21 protein-coding genes and 1 pseudogene are annotated in these 23605 nt (G+C 64.5%); 12 read left to right on the top strand and 10 right to left on the bottom strand.

The features are described 5' to 3' along the window. Window positions 1-155: 155 nt before the first annotated feature. On the bottom strand, window positions 156-1646 hold the full coding sequence (purB, locus tag J8F10_RS04305) for an adenylosuccinate lyase (RefSeq protein WP_210652630.1): 1491 nt from the start codon (window positions 1644-1646) through the stop codon (window positions 156-158). A gap of 235 nt (window positions 1647-1881) precedes the next feature. Between purB and J8F10_RS04310 the strand changes: the two genes are divergently transcribed. Further along, window positions 1882-2268: a hypothetical protein gene (locus J8F10_RS04310; RefSeq protein WP_210652631.1), complete on the top strand. Its 387-nt coding sequence runs from the start codon at window positions 1882-1884 to the stop codon at window positions 2266-2268. A 132-nt stretch (window positions 2269-2400) separates the two neighbouring features. On the opposite strand, the gene J8F10_RS04315 is transcribed toward J8F10_RS04310, so the two are convergent. Further along, on the bottom strand, window positions 2401-2838 hold the full coding sequence (locus J8F10_RS04315; protein ID WP_210652632.1) for a hypothetical protein: 438 nt from the start codon (window positions 2836-2838) through the stop codon (window positions 2401-2403). 202 nt (window positions 2839-3040) lie between these two features. Continuing rightward, window positions 3041-3361 (bottom strand): hypothetical protein, encoded by a 321-nt coding sequence (locus J8F10_RS04320; RefSeq protein WP_210652633.1) that lies wholly within the window; start codon window positions 3359-3361, stop codon window positions 3041-3043. A gap of 235 nt (window positions 3362-3596) precedes the next feature. On the opposite strand from J8F10_RS04320, the gene J8F10_RS04325 reads away from it, so the two are divergent. The 3 genes from J8F10_RS04325 (at window position 3597) to J8F10_RS04335 (ending at window position 9033) form a co-directional block, all read left to right on the top strand. After that, window positions 3597-6305, top strand: coding sequence for an ABC transporter substrate-binding protein (locus tag J8F10_RS04325; protein WP_210652634.1), 2709 nt, complete (start codon window positions 3597-3599; stop codon window positions 6303-6305). Window positions 6306-6522: 217 nt separating this feature from the next. Then, window positions 6523-7542 (top strand): hypothetical protein, encoded by a 1020-nt coding sequence (locus tag J8F10_RS04330; protein ID WP_210652635.1) that lies wholly within the window; start codon window positions 6523-6525, stop codon window positions 7540-7542. Window positions 7543-7839: 297 nt separating this feature from the next. Beyond that, window positions 7840-9033 carry a sensor histidine kinase gene (locus J8F10_RS04335; protein WP_210652636.1) on the top strand — a complete coding sequence of 398 codons (1194 nt, stop codon included), beginning with the start codon at window positions 7840-7842 and terminating at the stop codon, window positions 9031-9033. A 121-nt stretch (window positions 9034-9154) separates the two neighbouring features. On the opposite strand, the gene J8F10_RS04340 is transcribed toward J8F10_RS04335, so the two are convergent. From J8F10_RS04340 to J8F10_RS04360, 5 genes are all read right to left on the bottom strand, one after another. Further along, window positions 9155-10096, bottom strand: coding sequence for a hypothetical protein (locus J8F10_RS04340; protein ID WP_210652637.1), 942 nt, complete (start codon window positions 10094-10096; stop codon window positions 9155-9157). A 49-nt stretch (window positions 10097-10145) separates the two neighbouring features. Continuing rightward, entirely contained in the window at window positions 10146-11516 is a 1371-nt protein-coding gene (locus J8F10_RS04345; RefSeq protein WP_246522892.1) for a DUF1501 domain-containing protein, read from the bottom strand. A gap of 118 nt (window positions 11517-11634) precedes the next feature. Continuing rightward, window positions 11635-11940: a type II toxin-antitoxin system RelE/ParE family toxin gene (locus tag J8F10_RS04350; RefSeq protein ID WP_210652639.1), complete on the bottom strand. Its 306-nt coding sequence runs from the start codon at window positions 11938-11940 to the stop codon at window positions 11635-11637. After that, a complete protein-coding gene (locus tag J8F10_RS04355; protein WP_210652640.1) occupies window positions 11937-12200 on the bottom strand; it encodes an addiction module protein in 264 nt (87 codons plus the stop codon). The genes J8F10_RS04350 and J8F10_RS04355 overlap by 4 nt, the downstream gene beginning before the upstream one ends. Before the next feature lie 10 nt (window positions 12201-12210). Further along, on the bottom strand, window positions 12211-13779 hold the full coding sequence (locus J8F10_RS04360) for a UxaA family hydrolase (RefSeq protein WP_210652641.1): 1569 nt from the start codon (window positions 13777-13779) through the stop codon (window positions 12211-12213). Window positions 13780-14099: 320 nt separating this feature from the next. On the opposite strand from J8F10_RS04360, the gene J8F10_RS04365 reads away from it, so the two are divergent. After that, the gene (locus tag J8F10_RS04365; RefSeq protein ID WP_210652642.1) at window positions 14100-14330 is read left to right on the top strand and encodes a hypothetical protein; all 231 of its coding nucleotides are present in this window, start codon (window positions 14100-14102) and stop codon (window positions 14328-14330) included. A gap of 73 nt (window positions 14331-14403) precedes the next feature. Here the strand turns inward: J8F10_RS04365 and cobA are convergent, their stop codons facing one another. Both cobA and tatC read right to left on the bottom strand, forming a co-directional pair. Further along, on the bottom strand, window positions 14404-15954 hold the full coding sequence (cobA, locus tag J8F10_RS04370; RefSeq protein WP_210652643.1) for a uroporphyrinogen-III C-methyltransferase: 1551 nt from the start codon (window positions 15952-15954) through the stop codon (window positions 14404-14406). A 53-nt stretch (window positions 15955-16007) separates the two neighbouring features. Then, a complete protein-coding gene (gene tatC / locus J8F10_RS04375; RefSeq protein ID WP_210652644.1) occupies window positions 16008-17195 on the bottom strand; it encodes a twin-arginine translocase subunit TatC in 1188 nt (395 codons plus the stop codon). Window positions 17196-17395: 200 nt separating this feature from the next. Here tatC and J8F10_RS04380 point away from each other — a divergent pair, with 200 nt between their 5' ends. From J8F10_RS04380 to fae, 7 genes and pseudogenes are all read left to right on the top strand, one after another. Next, the gene (locus J8F10_RS04380; protein ID WP_210652645.1) at window positions 17396-17665 is read left to right on the top strand and encodes a hypothetical protein; all 270 of its coding nucleotides are present in this window, start codon (window positions 17396-17398) and stop codon (window positions 17663-17665) included. Next, window positions 17614-18699: pseudogene (locus tag J8F10_RS04385) on the top strand (hypothetical protein); the annotation flags it as partial. The gene J8F10_RS04380 and the pseudogene J8F10_RS04385, both read left to right, overlap by 52 nt. A 217-nt stretch (window positions 18700-18916) precedes the next feature. Further along, window positions 18917-19150, top strand: coding sequence for a hypothetical protein (locus J8F10_RS04390; protein ID WP_210652646.1), 234 nt, complete (start codon window positions 18917-18919; stop codon window positions 19148-19150). A gap of 22 nt (window positions 19151-19172) precedes the next feature. Beyond that, the gene (locus J8F10_RS04395; RefSeq protein ID WP_210652647.1) at window positions 19173-20249 is read left to right on the top strand and encodes an ADP-ribosylglycohydrolase family protein; all 1077 of its coding nucleotides are present in this window, start codon (window positions 19173-19175) and stop codon (window positions 20247-20249) included. Window positions 20250-20369: 120 nt separating this feature from the next. Continuing rightward, a complete protein-coding gene (locus J8F10_RS04400) occupies window positions 20370-21509 on the top strand; it encodes an SPFH domain-containing protein (protein WP_210652648.1) in 1140 nt (379 codons plus the stop codon). 56 nt (window positions 21510-21565) lie between these two features. Continuing rightward, window positions 21566-23053 (top strand): hypothetical protein, encoded by a 1488-nt coding sequence (locus J8F10_RS04405; RefSeq protein WP_210652649.1) that lies wholly within the window; start codon window positions 21566-21568, stop codon window positions 23051-23053. Next, window positions 22962-23516: a formaldehyde-activating enzyme gene (fae, locus tag J8F10_RS04410; protein ID WP_210652650.1), complete on the top strand. Its 555-nt coding sequence runs from the start codon at window positions 22962-22964 to the stop codon at window positions 23514-23516. The genes J8F10_RS04405 and fae overlap by 92 nt, the downstream gene beginning before the upstream one ends. Window positions 23517-23605: the final 89 nt, after the last annotated feature.

Consider the following 23605-nt stretch of genomic DNA (forward strand, 5'->3'; position numbering starts at 1 on the left):
TTTGTTGATCCTCACCAACCGCGCTGTTATTCCCGCCGTGCTTCTTTTGACAGCCGTGGGCGCTTACATCGTTTTGCACCGAATCGTGACTCCGGTCCCAAGACCGGAGCCATTCGGAACGCAAAACGATGCTCTCAAACGCTCGTGACGCCGGCTCACACGTGCAGTTCGGCTGTCTTCCCGAGCACGTTCGCGTAGCGCTTGCGGATCGGCTCGATGTGGTCCGCGAGGAACTCTTCGACCTGCTCCGGCGAGCGCCCGACGAACTCGCGCGAAGACTGCCCCGCGATCGCGGCAAAGTCCACCTTCTGAAACGCGGCTTCGCGCTTCAAATTCTCCAACAGTTCCGCGGTGGTGCCTTCACCGGCCTTCACGCGCGCGGTGACCGCGTGGCTGTGCAGGCGCACCACCTCGTGGACCTCCTGACGGTCTTCGCCCGCCTGGACCGCGGCCATCATCAGGTTCTCGGTCACCATGTAGGGCAGGTGCTCGCGCACGTTTTTCGCGATCACCGGGCGGTTGACCATCAGCCCGCGATGTTCTGGTCCGGTTCGCTGCGTGACCAAGTTCAGCGCGATGCGAAGCACCGCATCGGTCGCGAGGAACGCTTGCGGGATGTACAGTCGGCGGCACGCGCTGTCGTCGAGTGTGCGCTCGAACCACTGCGTCGAAACGGTGTTCGCGGCGATCGCGGGTAGGCCCGAGATGAAACGTGCGAGGCTGCACATGCGCTCGGCGCGCATCGGGTTCCGCTTGTACGCCATCGCGCTCGAACCGATCTGATCGGCCTCGAACGGTTCGTCCACTTCCTGGCGGTGTGCGAGCAACCGCAGGTCCGTGCCCCACTTGTGCGCGGACTGCGCGAGGCCGTTGAGTGCGTCGAGGATCTGCGTGTCGATCTTCCGCGAGTACGTCTGGCCGGTGACCGGGAACACGCTGTTGAAGCCCATCTTCTTCGCAACGAGCGCGTCGAGCGCTTTTACCTTCCCGTGATCGCCCCGGAAGAGCGCGAGGAAGCTCGCCTGCGTGCCGGTCGTGCCCTTCGCGCCACGGAACGGGAGTTCGTCGCGCCGGCGCTCCAGTTCGTGAAGGTCGAGCACAAAGTCGAACAGCCACAGCGTCGCGCGCTTCCCCACGGTGGTGAGCTGCGCGGGCTGGAAGTGCGTGAACCCGAGCGTCGGCTCGTCCTTCCAGGTTTTCGAGAACGTCGCGAGCGCGTCGATGACGCTGGCCAGCGCCGTACAGAGCTGGTCGAGGCTCTCGCGCATCAGAATGAGGTCGGCGTTGTCGGTGACATAGCACGAGGTCGCGCCGAGGTGAACGATCTCCTTGCACCCGGGGGCCACGTCGCCGAGCGCGTGGATGTGCGCCATCACGTCGTGTCGCAGGCGCTTCTCGTGGGCCGCGGCGCGCTTCAGATCAATATCGTCGAGGTGGCTCGCGAGTTCCTGGAGTTGCGCCTGGGCGATGCGCGGGGATTTCCCGTCGTCGGCGAGGAGGCCTAACTCGGCTTCCGCCTCCGCCAGTGCCAGCCAGAGCCGGCGCCAGGTGCGGAACTTCCGCAGCGGTCCCCAGCGCTCGGCCATCTCGGGGGATGCGTAGCGGCCGATGAGCGGGTTGTCGTACACGTCGGTGGGTTGCGTCATAACTTGAATGATTCTTCGCGCGGAACGGGTATTCGGCCCGGGGTCCGCACCTCAACTCGGTGCTTGTTGAACGCCCGCCAGAAGTGGCACAGGGCGCTGTTTGTTGTACGATTTCTGCGCGCTGTCGGGGCGGCGCGGGGACCCGGCGGAGAAGGGTGGGGTATGCTTCCCTCGACAGGACGTTCGGCCCCATACTGGGCCGACTGTCGCATTTCGCGCACACGGAGGACGATCGATGCGCACATGGCTCCCGAGACTCGGGTTCGCGGCGCTGGGCGTGGCCCTGTGGATGGGCACCGAGCAATCGGCGTCTGCTCAACAGCCGGGGCTTCAGCCCCCGCCCCCCGCGTTCTACACGATGCCCACCCCGCAGCAGCGGACCGACTTCCCGCAGGGACCGGAATCGTCGCTGCCGCGGATGTCCTACTACCCGTACTACTACTACCCGCACAGCTACTGGCCGCAGAACAGCCCCCAGTGGCCGGAAGCGAAGGGGCAGCCCTACGTCCGCCCACCCGCGTACATGGCCTACCCCGCGTTCAAGGAACCGGGCTGGCGCTACGAACTGTGGACCCCGATGCGGTACTACCGCGGGAACCACTTCTGGCTGGATCAGTTCTAAGATTTTTGGTCGCAAGTCGTAAAGTCGCAAGTCATAAGGTCGAAGACTCCACTGGTGTGGTCTTCGACCTTATGACTTGCGACTATTTCGCTGACCTTATGCCCTGCGACTTTACGACTTGCGACCAAAGAATTAGTGAGAGTGTACCTTCTTGAAGTGCTCGGCGACCTTCTCCATCATGACGTGCCAGCCGCAGTCGTCGCAGGGCGGAATCGACGGGTAGCACTTCGTGCAGTACAGCGGGCCGCCCTTGAGGAACTGCTCCAGGCGGCTCTTATCGGCGGGCACGACCCCTTCGGCCGAGAGCGGGAACGCGACCAGCGTCTTACACTTCTCGCACGGCCGCGCCGAGTGGTGTTCGATCACGTGCTCGAAGTGCGTGTGCAACCCGGCGGGTACCACCCCGGAGCCGGTGCAGAGCGGGCACGTCATGTTGAACTGCGCCAGAATCGCCCGGCGAATGAACTCGCTCTTGTTCGGGAGCTTATCGAGGAAGTTGGCCAAATCGTCATCGACTTTGAAGGCGACGATCTGTGACTTCTCCGTCTTCTCCTTCTTGTCCTTCGCCATGACGGGCCTCGTGTGTGTCGTATTACATCATCTTACGTTCACCACCCGAAAGTCACAAGTCGTAAGGTCGGTGGATGGTTGAAAGTCGTGGCGGTAGTCACAAGTCGTAAGGTCACAAGTTGTAAAGTCGAAGACCCAGAAACACGAGGTCTTCGACTTTACGACTTGTGACCTTACGACTTGTGACTATGGAGCGGAAGAGTCAGTTCTTCTTGCGGGCCTTCATCTTCGCTTCGACAATCTCGTTTTCCTTCACCGTGATGTCGAATTTCAGTTTGCCCTCGGATTTGGCGTTCCCCAAACCCTTCGCCGCGTCCTCGTAGGTCATTTCCTTCGCGTCACCGTTCTTGTCCACGCCGGTGAACTTTGTTTTGTCCGTGATTTTGTAGGTCTTCTCCTTGTCGCCTTCCTTGACCTTGATCTCTTTCGTATTCTTATCGAACTTTACGAGCGTCACTTCGACGGCCGTGACCAGTCCGGTCATGCTGAATAGGAAAACGAGCGAAAGTAGTAGCTTCCTCATCGACAAACTCCTGGAGAGCGACGGGCACCTGCCCCACCTCGTCCGGCACCGTAGCCCGGAGAAGCGAGCGGACGACCAACGGCGCTTGGTATTGAACGTTAAGAGATTCTGCGGGTCAAGCGGCCGGACCCGGAATCGTGTGCTCCTTGCGCGGTTCGCGCCGCTTCTCCGCGCCAACGTGTTATCATCAACACATCGGCCCACAGAGAGTTCCGTGCCAACTTCGAGGCACTCGATGCCAGATCTCGCGCCCCCCTGTCGTTCGTGGCACCGCGTTTCCGCCGCACTCGCGGGCCTGCTCACGGCCTTCGCTCTGGGTGTCGTTGCGCAACCGCCGGTCGAAGTCGAAGACCCCAAGGCCGGTCTCAAGAAGCGCATCACGGTCGAGGACGATCCCGTCGTGAAGCCGAAGGGACCGGTCGCGGGTGCCGCTTCGACGCCCGACGTGCGCCTCGATGAACTCGTGCGCGCGGCGGACGAGGCCACCCACGCCGGGGTCAAGGAACTGTTGTCCAAACACTTCGTCCCGTTCGACCGGCTCACCACAAAGGGGAGCGTGCGCATCAAGCCGATCCCGCTGGCACGCGGCGAGCGGCTCCCGCCCCAATTCGGCATCCAGGAACTCGACCGTGAGGGGAACCCGACCGCGCCCCAAGCGGTCAACGCGGTCGAAGTAAAGCGGATCGATTATTTCGAGGAAATCGCGCTCACGGAGGCGAACCAGGCGCTCATGGCCAAACCGCTCGGTACCGCGAACGGACCGCAGGGGTGGACCGCGCTCGATCAGCTCGGCGCCGCGGAACGCCTTTTGAGTGCGGCGATCCGGTTCCACGATTACGCGCGCGAGCGGAACATCCGCCGGGGCCGGGGGTGGGACGAGATGCGGAAGCCGCTCGTGGACCGCTTGCGCGAAGTGCGCCTGCTCCAACTCAAGAGCGCGGTCGCGATCAGCGACTGGCTCCGGGTGCGCGACTTCGGTAGCCGACTCATCCTCGCGTACCCGAAGGACGCGGAAGTTTCGACGGAGGTGGCCACCGCCCGCGTGCTGGAGTCCAAACGCTTGTTGGCGTCCGACAAGCACTTCGACCACGTGAAGGCGCGGGAACTGCTCGACGAGTTTGAAGCGAGCTTCCCTGGCGGGGGCGGTGAACCGGTGCGCGCGATCCGCGTCGAATTGACGCGCCGGGCGGGACTGGCGTTCGCACTTGCGAAGGAGCGGAAAGCGGCCAACGACACGTCCGGCGCACGCGACGCGCTCACGCGGGCCGTTGCACTCGATCCCACGATCCCCGGCGCACGCGACCTGCAGCGCGAGCTAAAGACCGGCTACCAGACGCTCTACGTCGGCGTGCGGCAGTACCCGGAACTGATGTCGCCGAGCACCGCCCGCCTGGACAGTGAGAAGCAGGCGGTGGAGCTGATCTTCGAGGGACTGCTCGCAGAAGTGCCCGACGACGGGGGCGGGGCACGGTACCGGCCCGCCGGCGCGATCGGGATGCCGGCCGTGGTGCCGGGGGCGCGGGAGTTCGCCCTTCGGACGTTCGACGCCGGGGCCACCGGGCGCTACGGGTTCGAGTCTCACGACGTCGTCGGGACCATGAAGTTGATCGCCACGCGCCCGGACACGTGGGGGGCGTTCGCGCTGCCGTGGTTGGACGACCTGCCCACGCCGCGGGACAACACGACTGTGCGGATGGCCTTCAAACAGGGCCACCCGGACCCGCGCGCGGCCCTCACGTTCAAGCTGCTCCCGGCGCGCTGGATGGAGTCCAAGAACATGGCGCTCGACGACCGCGGGTTCGCGGAGCAGCCGCTCGGCACCGGGCCGTTCAAGCTGCACGCGAACCCGCGGTCCGACGGCAACAGCCCGCGCGAAATGGTGTTCGTCGACAACCCGCTCTACGGGCGCTGGCGGGACCGCGCCAACCAGCCGTTCATCAAAGAGGTCCGCTTGCTCGAGGTCGCGAAGGTCCACAACGTGATCGAGGCGTTCCAGCAGGGCGGGTTGCACGTGCTCACGGACGTGCCCACGGCCGAGGTCGAGAAGTACCGCGCCGCGCTGGGCGGGAAGGTGAAGGACTACACCCCGACCAACTCCCGCCGCGTTCACATGCTGGCGGTGAACCAGCGCCGACCCGCGCTCCAGAGCAAGTTGCTGCGCCAGGGGCTGATGCTCGCGATCGACCGCGAGGCGATTCTGAACGACGTGTACCGGGCCGGAAAAACTGAGTTCCACCGCGCGATGACCGGGCCGTTCCCGTCGCAGTGCTGGGCCACTCCGAAGGGATCGAACGGGCCGGGGGCGCCGCTCCTGAACCGCGACCTCGCGCTGACGCGGTTCAGGAACTACCTCTTCGATATGGGCGCGAAGGCCGAGATCGAACTGCTGTACCCCACCGACGACCCGCAGGCGGCCGTGGCGTGTACGAAGATCAAGGAGCAGGTCGAGTCGCTGTTCAAGGACGCCCCCGGCCGGAAGCTCACAATCAAGCTCGAACCCCTCGCGTTCCGCGAACTGATGCTCCGCGTCGAGGACGAGCACCGCTTCGACCTCGCCTACGTGCCGTTCGACTACCCGGACGACTGGTACCCGTTCGCCTTGGGAGCGATGCTCGATCCGGCCGCGGGGGAGCGCGGCGGGCGCAACTGGACCGGGTTTCAAACGAAGAACACCGCCGCTGATGCGGAAGACACGCGCCTGGGGCAACTGCTCAACGAACTGCGTGCCTACCGGGAGTTCAACTCCCTCGCCTCGAAAACGGGTGAGGTTCACAAGCTGTTCAACGAGTGCGTGCCGTTCATCCCGCTGTGGCAAATCGACCGCCACATGCTGTTCCACGAGAGCGTGAAGGTCTACATCGACGACTCCGACACCCCCGTTAGCCCCCGTGTGCTCAACCCGACAACGCTGTTCCAGGGAATCGCACGCTGGCGCCTGGAGTGATGGCAATCGCGCGATTCATTCACGTGAATCGGCCCGTCTTTAACATTTTTCGCGAATTCGCCAAATACTTCACGGTCTTTGGCGAATTGCACGTTAACGGATACCGCACTCAAAAACTCCGAAAGAGCTGCCCGCGCCTTGGTTGGCAATAATTGCATCTTCGATTCGCTGCGGTTAATCTGTTCGGTGACACCCACGTCCGGCAGTGAGGCCGACCATGAATCCCGAAGTCTCCGCGTTCCTGATCGCGAACGGTACCGCGGTGGTACTCGTTGTAGGCGCGCTGGCCGCGATCGGGCTCGTGCAGTGGCGGAAGATTCGGATCGCCGAGCAGGAACTGGAGTACAAACAGCGGCTCATCGAACAGGGGTTCCCGATCCCCGAAGTCGAACGCACGGTTAGCCCGCGCGTGCCCGTGCGCCGCGGACTGATCGATCAGTTCGGCGCACTCAGCGGCGGAACGAAGGCCGGGATCATTGTGGGCTTCGTCATCGCGTTTACTGTGGGCGTATCGTGCATCGCCGGGGCGATTCACGGGGCCGCGTACTGGTCGAGTGTCCGTCACGCGCCCGTCGCTCAGCAGCCTTATCTGGAAGATCCGCTGTTGGGCGCACACGTCGATCCGATTCGAGGGGACGCGATGGTCCTCGATCTGCAGTCGGTCGCGAACCAGCGATTGAACGCGGGAGTTGAGGGCGACCGGGGGCACTCGTTCGCGACGATGCCGCAGAAGCGCCAGGAGCTTCGCGGCGTGCCGTTTCAGATCGGGCCGGGCTACGTTCGGCTCCGCGGGAACAATCACCCGGAACTGCCGAGTGAGGCGAAGGGCATCCGTGTCGGGTTTAAGCTCGATAAACTGCATATCTTCCACGGGACCGAGTTCGGTGCGTTCGGCGACGCCACGCACCGCTTTCACGTTCCCGATGGGACGGAGATCGGCCAGTACCGCGTGCAGTTCGCCGACAAGAGCGAGCAGGTGATACCCGTCGTTTACGGCGAAGACGTGCGCGACGTGTGGAACTGGGACCGGTCGCGGGCTACCAACCGCGGGGTGGTCGCGTGGACCGGAAGGAACACGTCTGCCACGCGCGAGGGAACCACACTGCGGGTGTACCTCACGACGTGGCCGAACCCGCGCCCCGAGGTCGAGATCGCGTCCATCGACTACGTTTCGGAGGGCACCACCGCGGCGACGCCGTTCTGCATCGCGCTCACCGCCGAACGTGCCCGGAAGTAACTCCTCGCGCGTGCCGGAATTGTTTGTGGCTTTCTGTTCACTGGAGTATAATTTACCACACAAACGTGAGCGCTGAATATCATTTTCCAATACAAGGGCACGTGCTAGGTAGTGAAGGCCGGGGCTCCCACGGAAACGCGCACTTCTGCGCTGGCACGATGTGAGCGAGATGTTATCCGTTGTTAGCTGTCTGCAAAGGATTACTGTCGGGGGGTAAGGAATCAAAACCTCTGAAATATCAGTGGTTGATGCGTTTTGACCCCCGCATCGCTGCCCGTGCCGGCTCAGTGGCCAGAAATGTTAGCCATTGTTAGCGTGGGGCGTTCACGAGCACGGCCGAACGCACCGGATACAGCTAGTATTTGGACATTTGGTGAGGTAAAGGCGATCAACAATCTCGATCAGCTCGCGGCGCTCGTCATCCGGGAACGGGACACTCTGCTCTCGCGCTGGCGCGAACAGGTCCGAAAACTCCCGTCCGCGCGCCACCTCGACACGCCGACGCTCAATGACCACATTCCCGCGTTCTTCGAGGAACTCGCACAGGCGCTCCGAACCCGGTCCGAAGAAACGATTCAGGACGCGGTGTGCGAGGGCACCCCGCCGGCCCACGGACTGCAGCGCGCCCAGGACGGCTTCGACATCGTGGAAGTGGTCGCCGAGTACAACATCCTCCGCGAGTGCATTCACGACATCGCCGACGCGAACAAGCTGACCCTGCAAGGCCGGTCGTTCCACATCGTGAACCGCGTGCTCGACGGGGCCATCGGCTCGGCGGTCAAGACCTACGCCACACAGAAGGCGCTCGAGGTGCAGCGGCGGCGCGAAGAGTACCTCTCGTTTGTCGCCCACGACCTGCGAACCCCGCTCAGTGCGATCTCGCTCGCCGCGAGCGTTTTGGAGGTGAAGCACGCGGGGGAGGATCCGGGTTCCTCGTCGGCCCGGATGGTCAAAACCCTGCGCCGGAACGTTCAGCACCTCGGCGCGCTCGTGAACAAGGTGCTCGAGGAGAACACCAACCTTCAAACCGAGGTCGGGGTTAAACTGGAGCGGCGCGACTTCGATCTGTGGCCGCTCGTGGAGTCGCTCGTTCACGACATCCACCCGGTCGCGGGCACGGACAGTACGAGGCTCGTCAACACGATCCCCGAAGACCTGGTCGTCTTCGCCGACGCGGGGCTCCTGAAGCGCGTGTTCCAGAACCTTATCGCGAACGCGATCAAGTACACGCCCCGCGGCGAGGTCGTGATTTCGGCCCGCCGAATGGACACCGGGTACGAGTGCGCGGTCCGCGACAACGGCGAGGGGATCGCGCCGGACCGGATCGACAAAGTGTTCGACCACTTCGAGACGGACCCCAACAAACAGGGCGGGATGGGGCTCGGGCTGGCCATCGTGAAGACGTTCGTCGAGGCGCACGGCGGTGCGGTGTCGGTCGAGAGCGCGGTCGGGGTCGGCTCCACGTTCACGTTCACGCTCCCGCCGAAGTAGAGCGGGGCGACGTGAGCTCGATTCCCGGCGGATCGTAGGCACAAAATGCTACGGGCGGCGCCAGACAATTGGGTGTCCGGCCCCGCCCAGGAGTGCAACCGACCGCCCGAACGAATCGGTGCTACTTCTCGCGCCGCGTGAGGGTGGTGGTTTCGGTCTGAGTGACTTTGTCGATCGTGAAGACGCGCGTGTGCTTGACCGAGGTGATCCACCCGGCGGTTACGTCCACCACGTAGTCCGTGGCGTCGTTCACCTTGACTTCCGGGAGTTCGTCCGGGGCGGGTACGCCGGTTTTCTTGGCGAGATCCTCGACGAACTTCTGGACGTAGCGGGTCACGTCCTTCGGGTCCGGGGTCTGCTTGAACGAGATGTGTGCGATCCCCTTGTCTTTGTCGAACTTGACCACGCACACGCCTTTGGCCGGGAACGGGTCGCCCCCGAGCGGGTTGGGCAGCTCGTCCTCGTACTCGAAGGGGGTACCAAGTTCGTAGCTCTTGCCGAAGGGTTTGAGAATCAACATCGGCTGGCGCGTGAAGGTCGCTTCGATCGTTTCCTTCGTGGCGAGCATTTTGTCTGTCGCGAGCCGGGCCATTTCGATCGTGGCTTTGGGCGTGCCCGCTTTGCTCATCTGGCTCAGTACCTCGTCGCGGACCTTGGTCCCCGAGGTGCGGAGCGCCTTCCAGTTGCGCACCCCGGTGTAGTCGCCGTCCTCGTCGAGTTCGAGATCGAGATCGTTGTTCTTCAGGATCATGTTGATCGACTTGGCGAGCGGTTCGTTGTCCTGGTCCGGGTCTTCAAAGGTCGTGGTGCCCTGGGTCCACCGCAGGACGGACCCATCGGGGCCGGCGGAGACGACCTCGACGACGACCAGGGTGCGCGTCGAGACGTTGCGGACCTCCTTACCGTCCCGTTCGCGCACCTGGGTGCCGAGCATTTCGTACCGGACCGTGTCGCCCTTTTTCCACTTGGGGGCGAGATCGATCGACGTCGGATCGTCGGCCCGCACGGGAGCGGCCGCGAGCGCGACGAGGGCCAGAAGCATCAGCGAGCAACGGGGGCGCATAGCCGGGTCCGAATGTAGGGGAACGACGGAGCGAAAAGTTGGGCGGGACTCAGTCACCGGTCCCATCGAACAGCGGGCGGATCACGTGGCCGCGGTTGAGCTGCACCGGCCGGCCCAGGCGGTCGCGGACCTCGGCGTGCGGATCGACCCCGAGGACCGAGTACACCGTCGCGCCGATGTCGTCGGGCGAGTACGGCGTCGTGGTCGGGTAGCCCGCATTCTTGTCGCTCTTGCCGATGACCTGACCGCCCCGCACGCCCGCGCCCGCGAACAGCCCGCTGAAGCACGGCGCCCAGTGCTCGCGCCCGCCCTCCTTGTTGATCTTCGGCTCGCGCCCGAACTCGCCGAGCACCATCACGAAGGTGTCTTCGAGCAACCCGCGGTCGCTCATGTCGTCGAGGAGCGCGGAGACGGCACTATCGAGCGGCGGGAGCAGGTCGTTCTTCAACCGCTTGAACAGCCCGCCGTGGCTGTCCCAGTTCTGGACGCGCCCCATGTTCGCCTGCACGACCGGCACGCCCGCTTCGATGAGCCGCCGGGCGAGCAGACACGACTGGCCGAAGGCGTGCCGGCCGTACTTGTCGCGGACCGCCGCGGGTTCCTTGTCGATATCGAACGCCTTCGCGACCCGGCCCGACGTCAGCACCGCGAGGGCCTGCTGTTGCTGGTCGGTCATCTTCTTGGTTTCGGACTGCTCCGCGAGCCACTTGCGCTGGTCGTTGACCGCGCTGAGAAGCGCCATCCGGTCCTTCATCTGCGTCACGTCCATGCCCGAGGCCGGCCGCAGGTTCTCGACCTTGAAGTCGGCGCGGTTCGGGTCTTGCGTGATCTGCATGATGTCGTGCTTCGGCCCCAGGAACCCGGCGTACTGACCGGGCCAAAGCAGGGGGCCTTCCATCAGGTACGTCGGCAGGTTCACGCCGCACGGCGTCCCCTCCGGCGGACTGCGGTGGTAGCTCAACCCGCCGGCGTAGTTCGGGAAGTCGTCGCGGGACGCGATCTTGTCGAAGAACGCCCCCGGCTGCACGTGGCCGGTGAGCACGTGGTGCGTCGCGACGAGGTGGTTGTTCTCCCGGTGCGAGAGCGAGCGCACGACCGAGTACAGTTTCGAGCGCGCGGCGAGTTTGGGGATGTGCTCGCTCGCGAGGAGCCCGGGTGTTTGGGTCTGGATCGCCTTATATTCGCCGCGAATTTCCGGCGGCGCATCGGGCTTCGGGTCGAACGTTTCGTGGTGACTGGCCGCCCCGGTGAGGAACACGATCAGAACCGACTTCGGTTTCTTACCTCGTGCCAGTGAGGGAGCATCTTTCGCGCGGGCGCCTGCGAACGACGACAAGCCCAACCCGAGCAGCCCGGAGTAACCGACTTGGAGGAGTTCGCGGCGGTTGATGCCGATGGTGTGGCGGTGTGTGACGGGCAAGGGTGACCCCTCGGAAACGCGGAGGTTCGGCGGGATGAGTCTATTAGAGCATGTGCCCGTGCGGGGGCAAGCCCGTTCCCGGTTATCGGCACAGGGACTCATCCGCGTTTCACAGAATTCAAGGCAACCGCCGGCGCCACGGCCGGCGGGCGCTCCGCGCGTGCGGAACAGAAAGGATCACGACCTCGGTGGCGGTGACCTCGTAGGTGATTGTGACGAGGTACGGGTTCACCAGGCACGCGCGGATTTCTCGGTTCCGGGGTGCGCGGACCCGAGCTGCCGCGTGGGGCTGTGCCCCGATGTCGCGCGCCCGGGCTTCGACCGCGTCGGTGACCCGGCCGCCCAAGCCGGGTTGCCGATCTTCGTAGAAATCAGCGAGATCCAGGAGATCCAACAGAGCGAGGGCGAGAAAACGGTATCTCATTGCTGCCGTTTCCGGCGCAGGTGCTCCCGCACGGCCGCGAACACGGTGTCCGCTTCGAGAAGTTCGGCCGTCCCGTTTTCAACGGACTCCAGTCGCCGTTCGAGTTCCACCTCGAACGCCGGATCTTCCGGTTCCTCGGCAGCCAACTTTTGCTGCGCGGCCTCGCTCAAACTCTCCCAGAGCCGATCGGCGATTGTGACGCGATCGGATTCGGGGAGTTGCAGGAGTTGGTCGAGCAACCGGGTCGCAGTTTCGCTCATCGCGCTCTCCTTACAGGGTCGGGCCGATGGACCACGGGGCGAACTCCTCTTCGCCGACGCCGTTGAGTTCGCTCTTGGTCTTCTCGCCGCTCGCGACCGACAGCACCTTCTCAAAGATCTCTTGGCCCACGGCCTCCACCGACACGCCGGTGAGAACTTTGCCCGCGTCGATGTCCATGTCGCCGATCATGTGCGTGTAGAGCGGGGTGTTCGTGGCGACCTTAACGCACGGGGCAGGTTTGCACCCGAACACGCTTCCGCGCCCGGTCGTGAATACGCACACGTTCGCGCCGCCGGCCACGATGCCGGTCATGCTCACCGGGTCGTAGCCCGGCGTGTCCATCACCACGAACCCCTTCGCCGTGACCGGTTCCGCGTAGCGGTAGACGTCCACCATCGCGGTACCGCCGGCCTTCGCGATCGCGCCCAGCGACTTCTCGTAGATCGTCGTGAGGCCGCCTTCCTTGTTGCCGGGGCTGGGGTTGTTGTTGATCTCGGCCCCGAACATCGACGTGTACCACTCCCACCACTTGATGCGCTCGACCAGCTTCTCGCCGACCTCCTTCGATACGGCCCGGCGCGTGAGGATGTGCTCGGCCCCGTAGATTTCGGTCGTTTCGCCCAGAACGCTCGTGCCGCCCTGCTGAACCATCATGTCGCTGGCGACGCCCAGGGCCGGGTTCGCGGTCACGCCGCTGTTGCCATCCGAGCCCCCGCAGTTCGTGCCCAAAATGAGGTGCTTGGCGGGGAGCTGCACGCGGCGCACGTCGTTCACGCGCGGCAGCATCTCCGCGACCGCCTGAACGCCCGCTTCGACGGTTTTGCCGATCCCGCCGCACTCCTGGATCGAGAGCGCGAGCGGCGTGCCCTTCTTACCGTCGAGCTGGAGCAGGTTCAGCTTCTCGTTTTCGATCAGGTGGGACGCCTGAACGATTTCGCACCCCAGTCCAACGAGCAGGTACGCCGCGACGTTAGGGTGACGGGCGAAGCCCGCGAGCGTCCGGTCGAGTTGCTGGTGGTCCGGGCCGTCGAACTGCATCCCGCAGCCCTGCCGGTGAACGATCGCGATCACGCCGTCCACGTTCGGGTAGTCCTTCAGCAGCCCCAGCGACCGGACGCGGTCCGCGATGTACTTGCTCGTACTGGCGGAGCAGTTCACGGTGCTGATGACCGCGAGGTAGTTGCGCGTGCCGTAGCGCTGGTGCGGAGCTTTACCCGCGCCGCGGTCGAAACCCATGAACGTGCGGTACTCGGCCGGCGGTGGCAACGGGGCGGGGATCTGGCTCGCGAAGGCGTAGTCGCGCTCGAACGCGCCGGCGGTGACGTTGTGAACGTGGACGTGCTCGCCCGGCGCCACGTTTCGGCCCGCGAACCCGATCACCTGACCGTACTTGTGAATCGGGTCGCCTTCTTTGATCGCCACGAGCGCGAACTTATGGCCCATCCCGATCCCCTTGGGGAGCGTGAACGTACCGCCATCGAAAGCGAACGTGGTGCCGGACGGGATCGGCTTGCGAGCGACCGCGACGTTATCTTGTGGGCGAAGGTGAACGGCGAAATCACTGATCGGAACGGCCATTTCCGGCTCCAGGGGGGAGAACGTCCGGGAACATTCTCGAATGGTGTGTGAGTTCAACTTAGCGGTTCGCGAGCGGGTGTGTAAATGGAACCGCGGGGCGATTCCAGCTCAGGTTCCCGCGGTGGGGCATCTACCCGTTGTGTCGGGACTAACGGTTGTAGCGCTCGCCCGGCGGCGAAAAGAAAACAGTGACACCCGAGCGGGAGGGGGCGCGTTGCGATAAGGCGGACGGGGGGTAGAATATCAAAACTCCGTAACCCCCACCGTGTCCGATCTCGGCGCGTCTTTCTATCTTGACGGCCAACACGGGGTTAGTTGTCATGGGCGCATTATCAATCGGCCGCGGGTCGCGGAAAGGTCGGGCGATGGACAAGGCACTCTGCTTTGGGGCACTTGGTGTTGGTGCCCTCATGCTGTTGGTGTTCCTGCTCGATCTTGTCGCCAAGGTTCCGTTCGGCGGCGGGCCGTTCGTCATCGTCGATATTTTCGGCCTCATCGCGTCCGGGGTCGTGGTCTACCTCGGGTGGAACGCCGCACGCGATTTGAAATAGCCGGACCGCCGACGGGTTGGAGTTAAGGCCTAACAGGAAGAGAGCGCGAGTGGCTCTGCTTCCTGTTTCGTTTTTACCGCTTGCCTTCCGCGAGCGCCAGTTCCACAACCGCTTGAATCAACCCGTCTTCGGTGAAAATTTTCGCCTCGGCCGCGACCGGGAGCCTCAGTTCGCGGATCGCGTTGCCGGTTTCCGGGCTGATCGCGACGAGATGGATTTCGCCGCGCTCGACCCGCCCGCGAATCGTTTCGTCGAAGCTGTTAATCACCCCCCGCGCGATGTTGGAGCTGGGCAGCGTGATGTATCGAATTTCTCCCCGCCGTAGTGCGTCGAGAACGGTCGTACTGGGTGCGGTCACGTCCACCTGATCGTACACAGCGATCTGGTCCACGGTCGCGACTTTCGCGAGTTCGTCACGCAACAGTTCGCGCCCGCGGTTGGCTCGCGCGAGCAGCACCCGCTGACCGGCAACGTGCGGCTTCAGTGCTTCGACCAGCCCTTCGGACGAAAAACTGGCCGGCGGGACGAGGTCGGCACGCAGCCGGTATTCGCGGAGCGCGTCGGCGGTTTTTGGGCCGATCGCTGCGAGTTTCACATGACCCCAGTCTCGCAGGTCGCGCCCGAGCGCGTCCAACCGCCGCAGGAGCGCGTGGACCCCGTTCGCGCTGGTGAAGACGAGCCAGTCCCATTCCCCGCGCCGGAGCTGCTCCAGTCCCCGATCAATAGGAGCAGCGTCCGCGCGGGCGCGGATCTCGACGGCGGGCATGCGCGAAACGACCGCGCCGAGGTGCTCGAGCTTCCGCACCATTCCCCCGGCCTGGTGCGTGGGCCGCGTGACCAGTACCCGGTGCCCGAACAGCGGCCGGGCCTCGAACCACGGGTGGTCCGCGCGGTGGGCGACGGTTTCGCCGATGAGGATGAGGCCCGGCGCCTCCAGTCCCGCGTGCCGCCGGGCTTCTTCGAGGGCGCCCAGCGTCGCGTACACCGATCTCTGTTCGCCGAGTGACGCGCGCTCGACGATCGCCGCGGGCGTATCGGGAGCTTTCCCGTATTTGAGTAACTCCCCGACGATCACCGGGAGCCGGGCGATCCCCATGTAGATCGCGAGCGTCCCGGGGAACGCGGCGAGGGCCTTCCAATCGAGCTTGTTGCCGGGCTTGTTGGGCAACTCGTGCCCGGTGACGAGGGCGATACTGCTCGCGTACATCCGGTGCGTGAGCGGGATCTCCAGGTACGCGCCGGCGGCGAGCGCCGCGGTGATGCCGGGCACGATCTCGTAAGCGAGCCCCGCGGCGCGGAGCGCTTCGGCTTCTTCCCCCCCGCGCCCGAAGATGAGCGGGTCGCCGCCCTTGAGCCGCACGACGGTCCGGCCCGCGCTCGCGGTCTCGATGAGTTTCTTGTGGATGTGCGGGTACTTGTCCGGGTGGCTCCCGGGGAGGTCGCGCACGCAGATGCGCTCCGCGTGCGCCGGCGCGAGGTCGAGCAAGCGCTCGGGAACGAGCTGGTCGTAGAGCACGAGGTCGGCGCGCCCCAGCACCTCGGCCCCGCGGACGGTGAGTAGTCCGGGGCTGCCGGGGCCGGCGCCGACGAGAAACACGAACGGGTTCGCAGGGTCTTGGGTCATAGCGCTCAGAAGGCGGTCGGGGACGTGTCGCCCCCGTCGCTCTCCGCCTTCGATTACACGGCCACTTCCTCGGCCGCTTCGGACTCGGTGTCTTCGCTCGGGTCGAAGCCGGGGAACTGGTGACAGATGAGGATGCCCACCATGTACAGCCCGAACATCGGTACGAACAGGTAGAGCATCGTGATGACGTCGGGCGTGGGCGTGATGATCGCGGCGAAGAACGCGATGATGATGCACGCGTACCGCCACTTGGTGAGGTAGTCCTCGGCGCTAAAGATCCCGATCCGGTTCAGGAACACCATCACGAGCGGGGTCTGGAACGAGACCCCGAACACCAGCGGCAGAATGATCGCGAGGCTGAGCCACTCGTTGAGGCGAATGTCCGGGTCGAACCCGAGCACCTCGTTGAACATCAACAGCGCTTTGACCGCCCCGGGCAAGACGATGAACTGGCAGAGCACCACGCCGGCGATGAAGAGCAGCACACTCGGCCCGAAGAAGAGGTACGCGTACCGCTTCTCGTGCGGGTACAACCCGGCCCCGACGAACGCCCAGAACTGGTACAAGATGAACGGGCACGCGAGCACGACCCCGCACAGCATTTGGACCTTAAAGTACACCACGAACGCTTCTTGGGCGCTCAGCGTGGTGAGGTACTGTTTACTCTCGATCAGCGCTTGCCCCGTGTCGCTGAGCGAGCTGATCTCGGCGGGGTACACCTGAAGCACGAGCGACACTTCGTCGGGCGTGCCGGACTTGGCCGGTCCGAAAGCCGCTTCTAGCTGTTTCACCTTGAACGTCGTGCGCAGGTCGGCAGGCGCGCCGAGGTAACTCTCTCTCTCTTCCGATGTCAGCGCCGTCAGGTTGTTATCGTTATCCTTCAGCTTTTGCCGAATGCGCGCAATTTCGGTCGGCTCGCCCTTGGTGATTTTTGCCAGCTTCTCGTCGGCGATCTTCATCGCCCGTCGGTAGTAGAAGTCGCGCGTCTGGGACTCGACCGGTTCGGTAATCACCTTGAGCATCGGTTTGCCGATGCCGACCTTCGGGTTCCCGATCGAGCCCCCGATGGCGTCCAGGATGAAGCCCAGAACCAAGAACACCAGCAGCCACTTTAGCGCGTTGAGCATCCGGTACCGAAGTTCCTCGATGTGCTCGCCCAGGGACATCCGGGTGTCCTTGAACATGTCATCGGGGTACTCGTCGTACTTTTTCGCGAGCGTTTGAATCGCTTTGGTGGGCATGACGCCGAACCCCGCGCTGGGGATAACCCAACCCGAGGCGAAGGTGCCCGACCGGTTGGCAAAAGTGGGTGAATGCGGAAGGTCACGGATCATCGTATGGAGCGCGGCACGAGTACACAAGACGGGTGTCCCTGTAGATTTTGGCAGGCGGTAGTGGTTAGGCTGTTGGTCCTTGCACTTTTTGACTCTGGGAGGCACGGATGCCGACGCTAACCATCGAGTACCAGACCGACGCGGAACGACTGATTTTGGAGCAGGCGCTGGCGTTTTTCGCTCAGATGCGACACGTCGGTGCCACCGCTCCCGATGGTACGGTACTGGCCGCTTGTGAACGAGTCGCCCTCGACTCCGGACGCGAACTCGTCCGCGACACGTTGGCTTCCGCCGTCCAGAGTCGCGCCGACACCACCGATGCTTCCCAAAAAAGTCGGGCAGCAGGCTCAAAGGACGACGCCCCCGCTGGCTCTTGACGGCACTCGGGCGCATCCGCCTCCGCCGTCAGTACGCCATCCGCGCCGATGGCGGAGCGTTCCCGGCCGATGCCGTTCTGGGAGCCGAGGGGTATGTAACGACCGCCGCACAGCGGATGGCGGTTCTGGCCGGTGCGAGGGATTCCTTTGCGCGTGCGGAAGTAACGCTGCGTGAGTTGGCCGGTTGGGAGTTAGACGACGAGGTGATTCGCCAACTCACACACGCCGCCGCGAAGAGTCTGAGGGCCTCCCGCGAGCATCGCGCCGACGCCGAACGATTCGCAACGGCCGGGGGAGTCGTCGAGGTGCAAATCGACGCCGGGAAGGTGAACACCACGACCGGATGGCGGGACATCAAGTTGGGCGTGGTTTGCAAGCGAGAGCGGGGGAAGTCCGCGACGCCCGAAAAGTGGAGCGACCGCGTGTTGCCGCCCCCAACGATTCGGACCGTGGTGGCCAACGTCGAGGGCGCGAGCATTTTCGCGGAGCGCGTGCGAGCGGAGGCGGATCGCCTGAAGGTGACCACCGCCAGCGACGTGACGGTATTGGGTGACGGCGCGGAGTGGATCTGGAATCTGGCGGCCGATGTGTTGCCCCAGGCCGCCGGTGTATTGGACGTGTATCACGCGATCGAGCACATCGGGACTGCGGTGAAGGCGATCTGGGGTGAGACGGCGGAGGCGACCGCTCGTCGGCAGAGCGCCTTGTTGGCCGTGGTGACGGATGGGAAAGCCGGGATCGAGCGGTGGATCGCCGATACGTTCGGCGCGTTGCCGTCGGAATCCAACGGAGACGTGTTGCGGGCGTTGGCGCGTTACCTCGGCTCGCACCCGACGCGGTTGGGCTACGCGCAACGGCTGGCAAATGGTCGGAGTATCGGCAGCGGGTTAATCGAGGGTTCGGTGAAGCAGTTGGTGAATCGCCGGATGAAACTAACCGGCGCGCGGTGGCGCGTGGAACACGTCGGGCCGCTGGTGGAACTGGCGGCCGTCATCGAGACCCCAGACTGGCACGACTTCTGGACCGCCGCTTGAGCGTTGCCAAAATCTACAGGGACACCCCACAAGACGGGCTTGAAAGGGCGCGAATGAAGATGGGGAAGGTGCGCTGGGTAACCGGCGCGAGTCGTTCCGGTCGCGCGGGCGCTGTGCGGTACCGTGGGGGGCGGGGCGCGACCACGGAGTAGAGTGGCTATGGACCCGGGTGCGATAATGCTCTTGCGAACGGATTCGTGCGTTCCAGGAGCTTCTCATGCGCCGGCGCTTACTCGTGTTGTCACTGATCGCGTTGGCCGGCTGTAACCGGTTCTCGGGACCACGGGAAACCCGTCAGTTGGACCGCGCCGACGGGCGCGCGCCAGACGGTACCCGTTACTCGATCGAAGAACAAAAGGTTCGCGGCCGCGAACGGCTCTCGATCTCGGAAGATGACTTCCGCATCGGGCCGAAGGGTTACATTGATCGCCCCAGCCCTATCGGGCGCTAACCGGCGCTGGTAGAATTGCCGCATGCCCCCCGACCGCGACGCAATTACCGGTTCCATGCTCGGACTCGCGGTCGGCGACGCGCTGGGCTTGCCGTGCGAGAACTTGTCTCCCCGGCGCGCGAAGAAGCTGTTTCCGCACCTCGATCGTTACCAATTTTTCTTTCGCCGCGGGTTGTTCTCCGACGACACCGAGCACGCCTGTCTAACCGGCCAGGCGCTGCTCGTTTCCGGCGGCGACGCAGCGGAATTTCAGCACGACCTCGCGCGCCGACTTCGCTGGTGGTCTGCGGGGGTTCCTGCGGGGACCGGGCGCGCCACGATCCGCGCGTGCGCGAAGCTGTGGCTCGGCTGGTCGCCTGAGCACAGCGGCGTGTTTTCCGCCGGTAACGGCCCCGCGATGCGCGCGCCGATTCTGGGCCTCTGTTTCGGCTCCGATCCTGCGCGATTGAAGCACTTCGCGCGCATTTCCACTCGCCTCACACACACTGATCCCAAAGCCGAAGTTGGCGCACTTGCGGTCGCGTGGGCGGCTCATCGTGCGGCCGAAACGCGAACGGGCACTTTGCCAGAACCTGCGCAATTCTTAGCGGAACTCCGCGAACTACTCGGTACCGAGCCGGCCTCGGGGCCGTTACTCGAGACGCTCGAAGGTGCGGTGAAGAGCCTGCTTTTAGAGCGAACCACAGAAGAGTTCGCGCTCGATCTCGGATTAAAGCGCGGCGCCACCGGCTACATGTACCACACGGTTCCGGTATCGCTGTACGCGTGGCTGCGGTACCCAGATAATTTCCGCACGGCGGTTCAGTCAGCGATCCGATGCGGCGGGGACACGGACACGGTTGCGGCGATTGCCGGCGCGCTCGTCGGCGCGCGAGTCGGCAAAGCGGGCATCCCGGCGGAGTGGCTCCGCGGTGCGATTGATTGGCCGCGCTCGGTGCGCTGGGTGGAGAAACTCGCCGGGCGCGTCGCCGAGGGAGCGTGGCTGAGTGCGCCCCAATGCGCCGAACCGCTCGCCGTGTGGGTGCTACCGGCGCGGAACGCGGCGTTCTTCGCGTGGGTACTCGTTCACGCCGCCCGACGACTGCTCCCCCCGTATTGACCGGCCGGTTCGGTCGCTCGGGAGAAATGTGGCCCGGACAAGGATTTCGTTGCCTTCTTACAGTGCGGCGCGCACCATGAGCGTATCCGCTGCACGTCACTCGTTAGCCGGAGGTCCGTCATGGGGCTGCGTGATTGGGTGTCGGGTCAGTTCATCGACATCATCGAGTGGACCGAGCCGAGCCAGAACGAGATCCTCGCGCACCGGTTCACGCGCCACAAGAACGAGATCAAGAACGGCGCCAAACTCGTCGTGCGCGAGGGGCAGGCCGCCGGGTTCGTGAAGGAGGGGCAGCTCGCGGACGTGAAAGTGCCGGGCATGTACACGCTCGACACGAAGAACATGCCCATCCTCTCGACCATCCTCGGCTGGAAGTACGGCTTCGAGTCGCCGTTCAAGTGCGAGGTGTACTTCATCTCCACGCGCCAGTGGACGAACCAGAAGTGGGGCACGCAGAACCCGATCATGTACCGCGACCCGGAGTTCGGTCCGGTGCGGCTGCGGGCGTTCGGGAGCTACGCCTTCAAGGTCACCGATCCGGGCACGTTCCTGAAAGAGCTCGTCTCGACCGACCCGTCGTTCGAGCTGTACGAGATCTCCGCGCAGTTCCGCAACGTGGTCGTGTCGCGCTTCATTGACGCGCTCGGTGCGTCGCGCATCCCGATGCTGGACCTCGCGGGGAACTACGAGAAGGTCGGGAAGATCGCGCTCGAGCGCATTGCGCCGGAAATGGCGAAGATGGGCGTGTCGCTCACGCAGTTCTTCGTCGAGAACATTTCGCTCCCGCCCGAAGTCGAAGCGGCCCTCGACAAGCGCTCGCAGATGTCGGTACTCGGCAACCTCGACCAGTACACGAAGTTCCAGACCGCGGAGGCCATTCCCACAGCGGCGGCGAACCCGGGCGGGCTGGCCGGAATGGGCGCGAGCCTCGGTGCGGGGCTTGCCGTAGGTCAACAAATGGGTGGCGCGTTCGCGGGTGCGGCCGGGGCGCCGGGCGTTGTGACCCCCGCGAACACCGCTCCGCCGGCCGGAGCGAGCGCGCCGCCGCCGCTCCCGACCGCGGTCACCTTCCACGCGGCGATCAACGGCGCTCAGGCCGGGCCGTTCGATCTGGCGGCGCTCGCGGCACACATCAACTCGGGCACTATCAACCGCACCTCGCTAGTGTGGAGGGCGGGCATGGCGGGCTGGGCCGCCGCCGAAACCGTGCCGGAACTGGCATCACTCTTCGCCGCGGTACCGCCGCCGCTTCCCAGTTGAGGCGAACGGCCGGTGTGAGCCGGCCGGTGACCGACCCCAGCGGTTAATTCATACTCATGACGGCTCGCGGCGTGGGGCGCGAGCGTCTCACCAGCCGGCTCGCGCCGGCCGTTCGCCTGGACTTGCGCATGTCCCAACCTCCTCCGCTCCCGTCGTCCGATCCGCCCCCGCTGCCCCCCGCGACCCAACCGCAGGTGGACAAGGAGCCGACGGTTTCGAGCGCGCCCCCGAAGGGCAAACTCTTTCCGTGCTTGAACTGCGGGGCGAAAGTCGAGTTCGACCCGCGCTCGCGCGCGCTCAAGTGCCCGTACTGCGGGCACACGTCGGACGTCGAAGAGGGCGGGGCGGAGGTCGAGGAGCGCGACTTCAACGAGTACGCCAGCAAGCTCGTGAAGGGCAACGTCGGCGGGATCGCGGGGCGCTCCACGCAGACGAAGTGCAGCGGGTGCGGGGCGATGGTGCTCCTCGAGGACAAGGTCGTCACGGACACCTGTCCGTTCTGCAGCACGCACCTGGAGAACAAGCCCGAAGTCGTTGAAGGGATGCTCCCGCCGGAGTCGGTGATCCCGTTCGCGGTGGACTTACGGGCCGCCCGCGAGTCGTTCGACACGTGGCTCCACGGGCTCTGGTTCGCCCCCACGGAGCTGAAGAAGCTCGCGAACCTCGGTCAGCTCGCCGGCGTGTACCTGCCGTACTGGACTTACGACGCGATGACGTACACGCGGTACCGCGGGATGCGCGGCGACAACTACCAGGAAACGGAGTATTACACCGAGAAAGATAACAACGGGAACGAGGTCGAGCGCAGTCGCACGGTGACGAAAACGAACTGGTACCCGGTTACCGGCGAGGTGCAACACTTCTTCGACGACGTGCTCGTGTGCGGGTCGAAGAGCATTCCCGGGCACCTCATCAGCGGGCTCGAACCGTGGGATACGGGGGAACTCGAGCCTTTTCAGGATTCGTTCCTCGCGGGTCTGAAGACGGAACGGTACGCGGTGGATCTGAAGGCCGGCTTGGTGGTCGCGAAGGAGATGATGGAGCCGAAGATCCGCCACCTCATCGTGCGGGACATTGGCGGCGACCACCAGCGCATCGAGACGACCGATACGCGGTACCTCGGTATCACGTTCAAGCACTGTCTGCTTCCCGTGTGGTTGGCCAATTACCACTACCAACAGAAGCTGTTCCAGATCCTCATTAACGGGCGGTCGGGCAAGGTCTCTGGCGAACGGCCGTGGAGCTTCTGGAAGATCTTCCGGCTCGTCGCGGCTATTTTGATCGTCATCGGGGTGATTGCCGCCGTGGTGATGGCGACGAAGAAGGGCGGGCGCGACCCCGCGCCAAAGGCCCTGCAAAACCAGAAGGCAGCGCTGGAAACACTGCCGCCCGCGTTCGCACTTGTTGACGCGCACACCGGGCACCGAAGTTTACCAAGTTCGAGGAGGCGACATGGCGGGGCGGATCGGGATGCGGACGGGCGAGGCACTGGTCGAGGGCGACAAGGATTACCTCTGCGCCGAACCGGAAATCGTCATCGGTGAATTAGACGGCCCGGTGGGAACGGCACTCGCCACGCTCGTCGGCGATCAGACGAAGGGACACACGAAGGTGTTCGCGATCCTGAACAGCGACGTTCAGGTGCGCCCCGCGACGCTGATGGTGAGCAAGGTGACGGTGACCAGTTCGCGGTACACGAACATCCTCATGGGGAGCGTCCAGGCGGGCATCGCCAACGGCGTTTTGGACGCGGTCCGCGCGGGGATCATTCCGAAGGAAAGTGCCAACGATCTGGGCATCATTTACTCGGTCTGGCTCGACCCCGCGGTCCTCGCCGTCGACCCCAAGGAGGTCGATTATCAAGGGCTTTTCGATGTCAACCGGGAAGCGACCGTCAAGGCGATCCGCAAAGCGCTGGCAAACGAACCGAGCATCGATTGGCTCCTCGAAAACCAGGACAAAGTGACCCACTACTTCCACCAACTCGGGGTCGACGGGAAACTGTAAACCCGAGGGATCGGTGGGGATTTTCTGAGCGCTGCACGCTCCGGGTGTGATGGTTTTCGCTCGTTGAAGCGTGCCGCCGCCACCATGTC

Source organism: Gemmata palustris, from assembly GCF_017939745.1.
Lineage (GTDB): Bacteria > Planctomycetota > Planctomycetia > Gemmatales > Gemmataceae > Gemmata > Gemmata palustris.

Excerpts from the sequence above, each read along its gene's own strand:
- J8F10_RS04365 (WP_210652642.1), top strand. The coding sequence starts at position 14,100 with ATGGGCGCATTATCAATCGGCCGCGGGTCGCGGAAAGGTCGGGCGATG.
- J8F10_RS04405 (WP_210652649.1), top strand. The coding sequence starts at position 21,566 with ATGACGGCTCGCGGCGTGGGGCGCGAGCGTCTCACCAGCCGGCTCGCG.
- J8F10_RS04395 (WP_210652647.1), top strand. The coding sequence starts at position 19,173 with ATGCCCCCCGACCGCGACGCAATTACCGGTTCCATGCTCGGACTCGCG.
- J8F10_RS04360 (WP_210652641.1), bottom strand. The coding sequence starts at position 13,779 with ATGGCCGTTCCGATCAGTGATTTCGCCGTTCACCTTCGCCCACAAGAT.
- J8F10_RS04355 (WP_210652640.1), bottom strand. The coding sequence starts at position 12,200 with ATGAGCGAAACTGCGACCCGGTTGCTCGACCAACTCCTGCAACTCCCC.
- cobA (WP_210652643.1), bottom strand. The coding sequence starts at position 15,954 with ATGACCCAAGACCCTGCGAACCCGTTCGTGTTTCTCGTCGGCGCCGGC.
- J8F10_RS04315 (WP_210652632.1), bottom strand. The coding sequence starts at position 2,838 with ATGGCGAAGGACAAGAAGGAGAAGACGGAGAAGTCACAGATCGTCGCC.
- J8F10_RS04340 (WP_210652637.1), bottom strand. The coding sequence starts at position 10,096 with ATGCGCCCCCGTTGCTCGCTGATGCTTCTGGCCCTCGTCGCGCTCGCG.
- J8F10_RS04335 (WP_210652636.1), top strand. The coding sequence starts at position 7,840 with ATGTTAGCCATTGTTAGCGTGGGGCGTTCACGAGCACGGCCGAACGCA.
- purB (WP_210652630.1), bottom strand. The coding sequence starts at position 1,646 with ATGACGCAACCCACCGACGTGTACGACAACCCGCTCATCGGCCGCTAC.
- J8F10_RS04320 (WP_210652633.1), bottom strand. The coding sequence starts at position 3,361 with ATGAGGAAGCTACTACTTTCGCTCGTTTTCCTATTCAGCATGACCGGA.
- J8F10_RS04390 (WP_210652646.1), top strand. The coding sequence starts at position 18,917 with ATGCGCCGGCGCTTACTCGTGTTGTCACTGATCGCGTTGGCCGGCTGT.
- J8F10_RS04325 (WP_210652634.1), top strand. The coding sequence starts at position 3,597 with ATGCCAGATCTCGCGCCCCCCTGTCGTTCGTGGCACCGCGTTTCCGCC.
- J8F10_RS04400 (WP_210652648.1), top strand. The coding sequence starts at position 20,370 with ATGGGGCTGCGTGATTGGGTGTCGGGTCAGTTCATCGACATCATCGAG.
- J8F10_RS04350 (WP_210652639.1), bottom strand. The coding sequence starts at position 11,940 with ATGAGATACCGTTTTCTCGCCCTCGCTCTGTTGGATCTCCTGGATCTC.
- J8F10_RS04380 (WP_210652645.1), top strand. The coding sequence starts at position 17,396 with ATGCCGACGCTAACCATCGAGTACCAGACCGACGCGGAACGACTGATT.
- J8F10_RS04330 (WP_210652635.1), top strand. The coding sequence starts at position 6,523 with ATGAATCCCGAAGTCTCCGCGTTCCTGATCGCGAACGGTACCGCGGTG.
- tatC (WP_210652644.1), bottom strand. The coding sequence starts at position 17,195 with ATGCCCACCAAAGCGATTCAAACGCTCGCGAAAAAGTACGACGAGTAC.
- J8F10_RS04310 (WP_210652631.1), top strand. The coding sequence starts at position 1,882 with ATGCGCACATGGCTCCCGAGACTCGGGTTCGCGGCGCTGGGCGTGGCC.
- fae (WP_210652650.1), top strand. The coding sequence starts at position 22,962 with ATGGCGGGGCGGATCGGGATGCGGACGGGCGAGGCACTGGTCGAGGGC.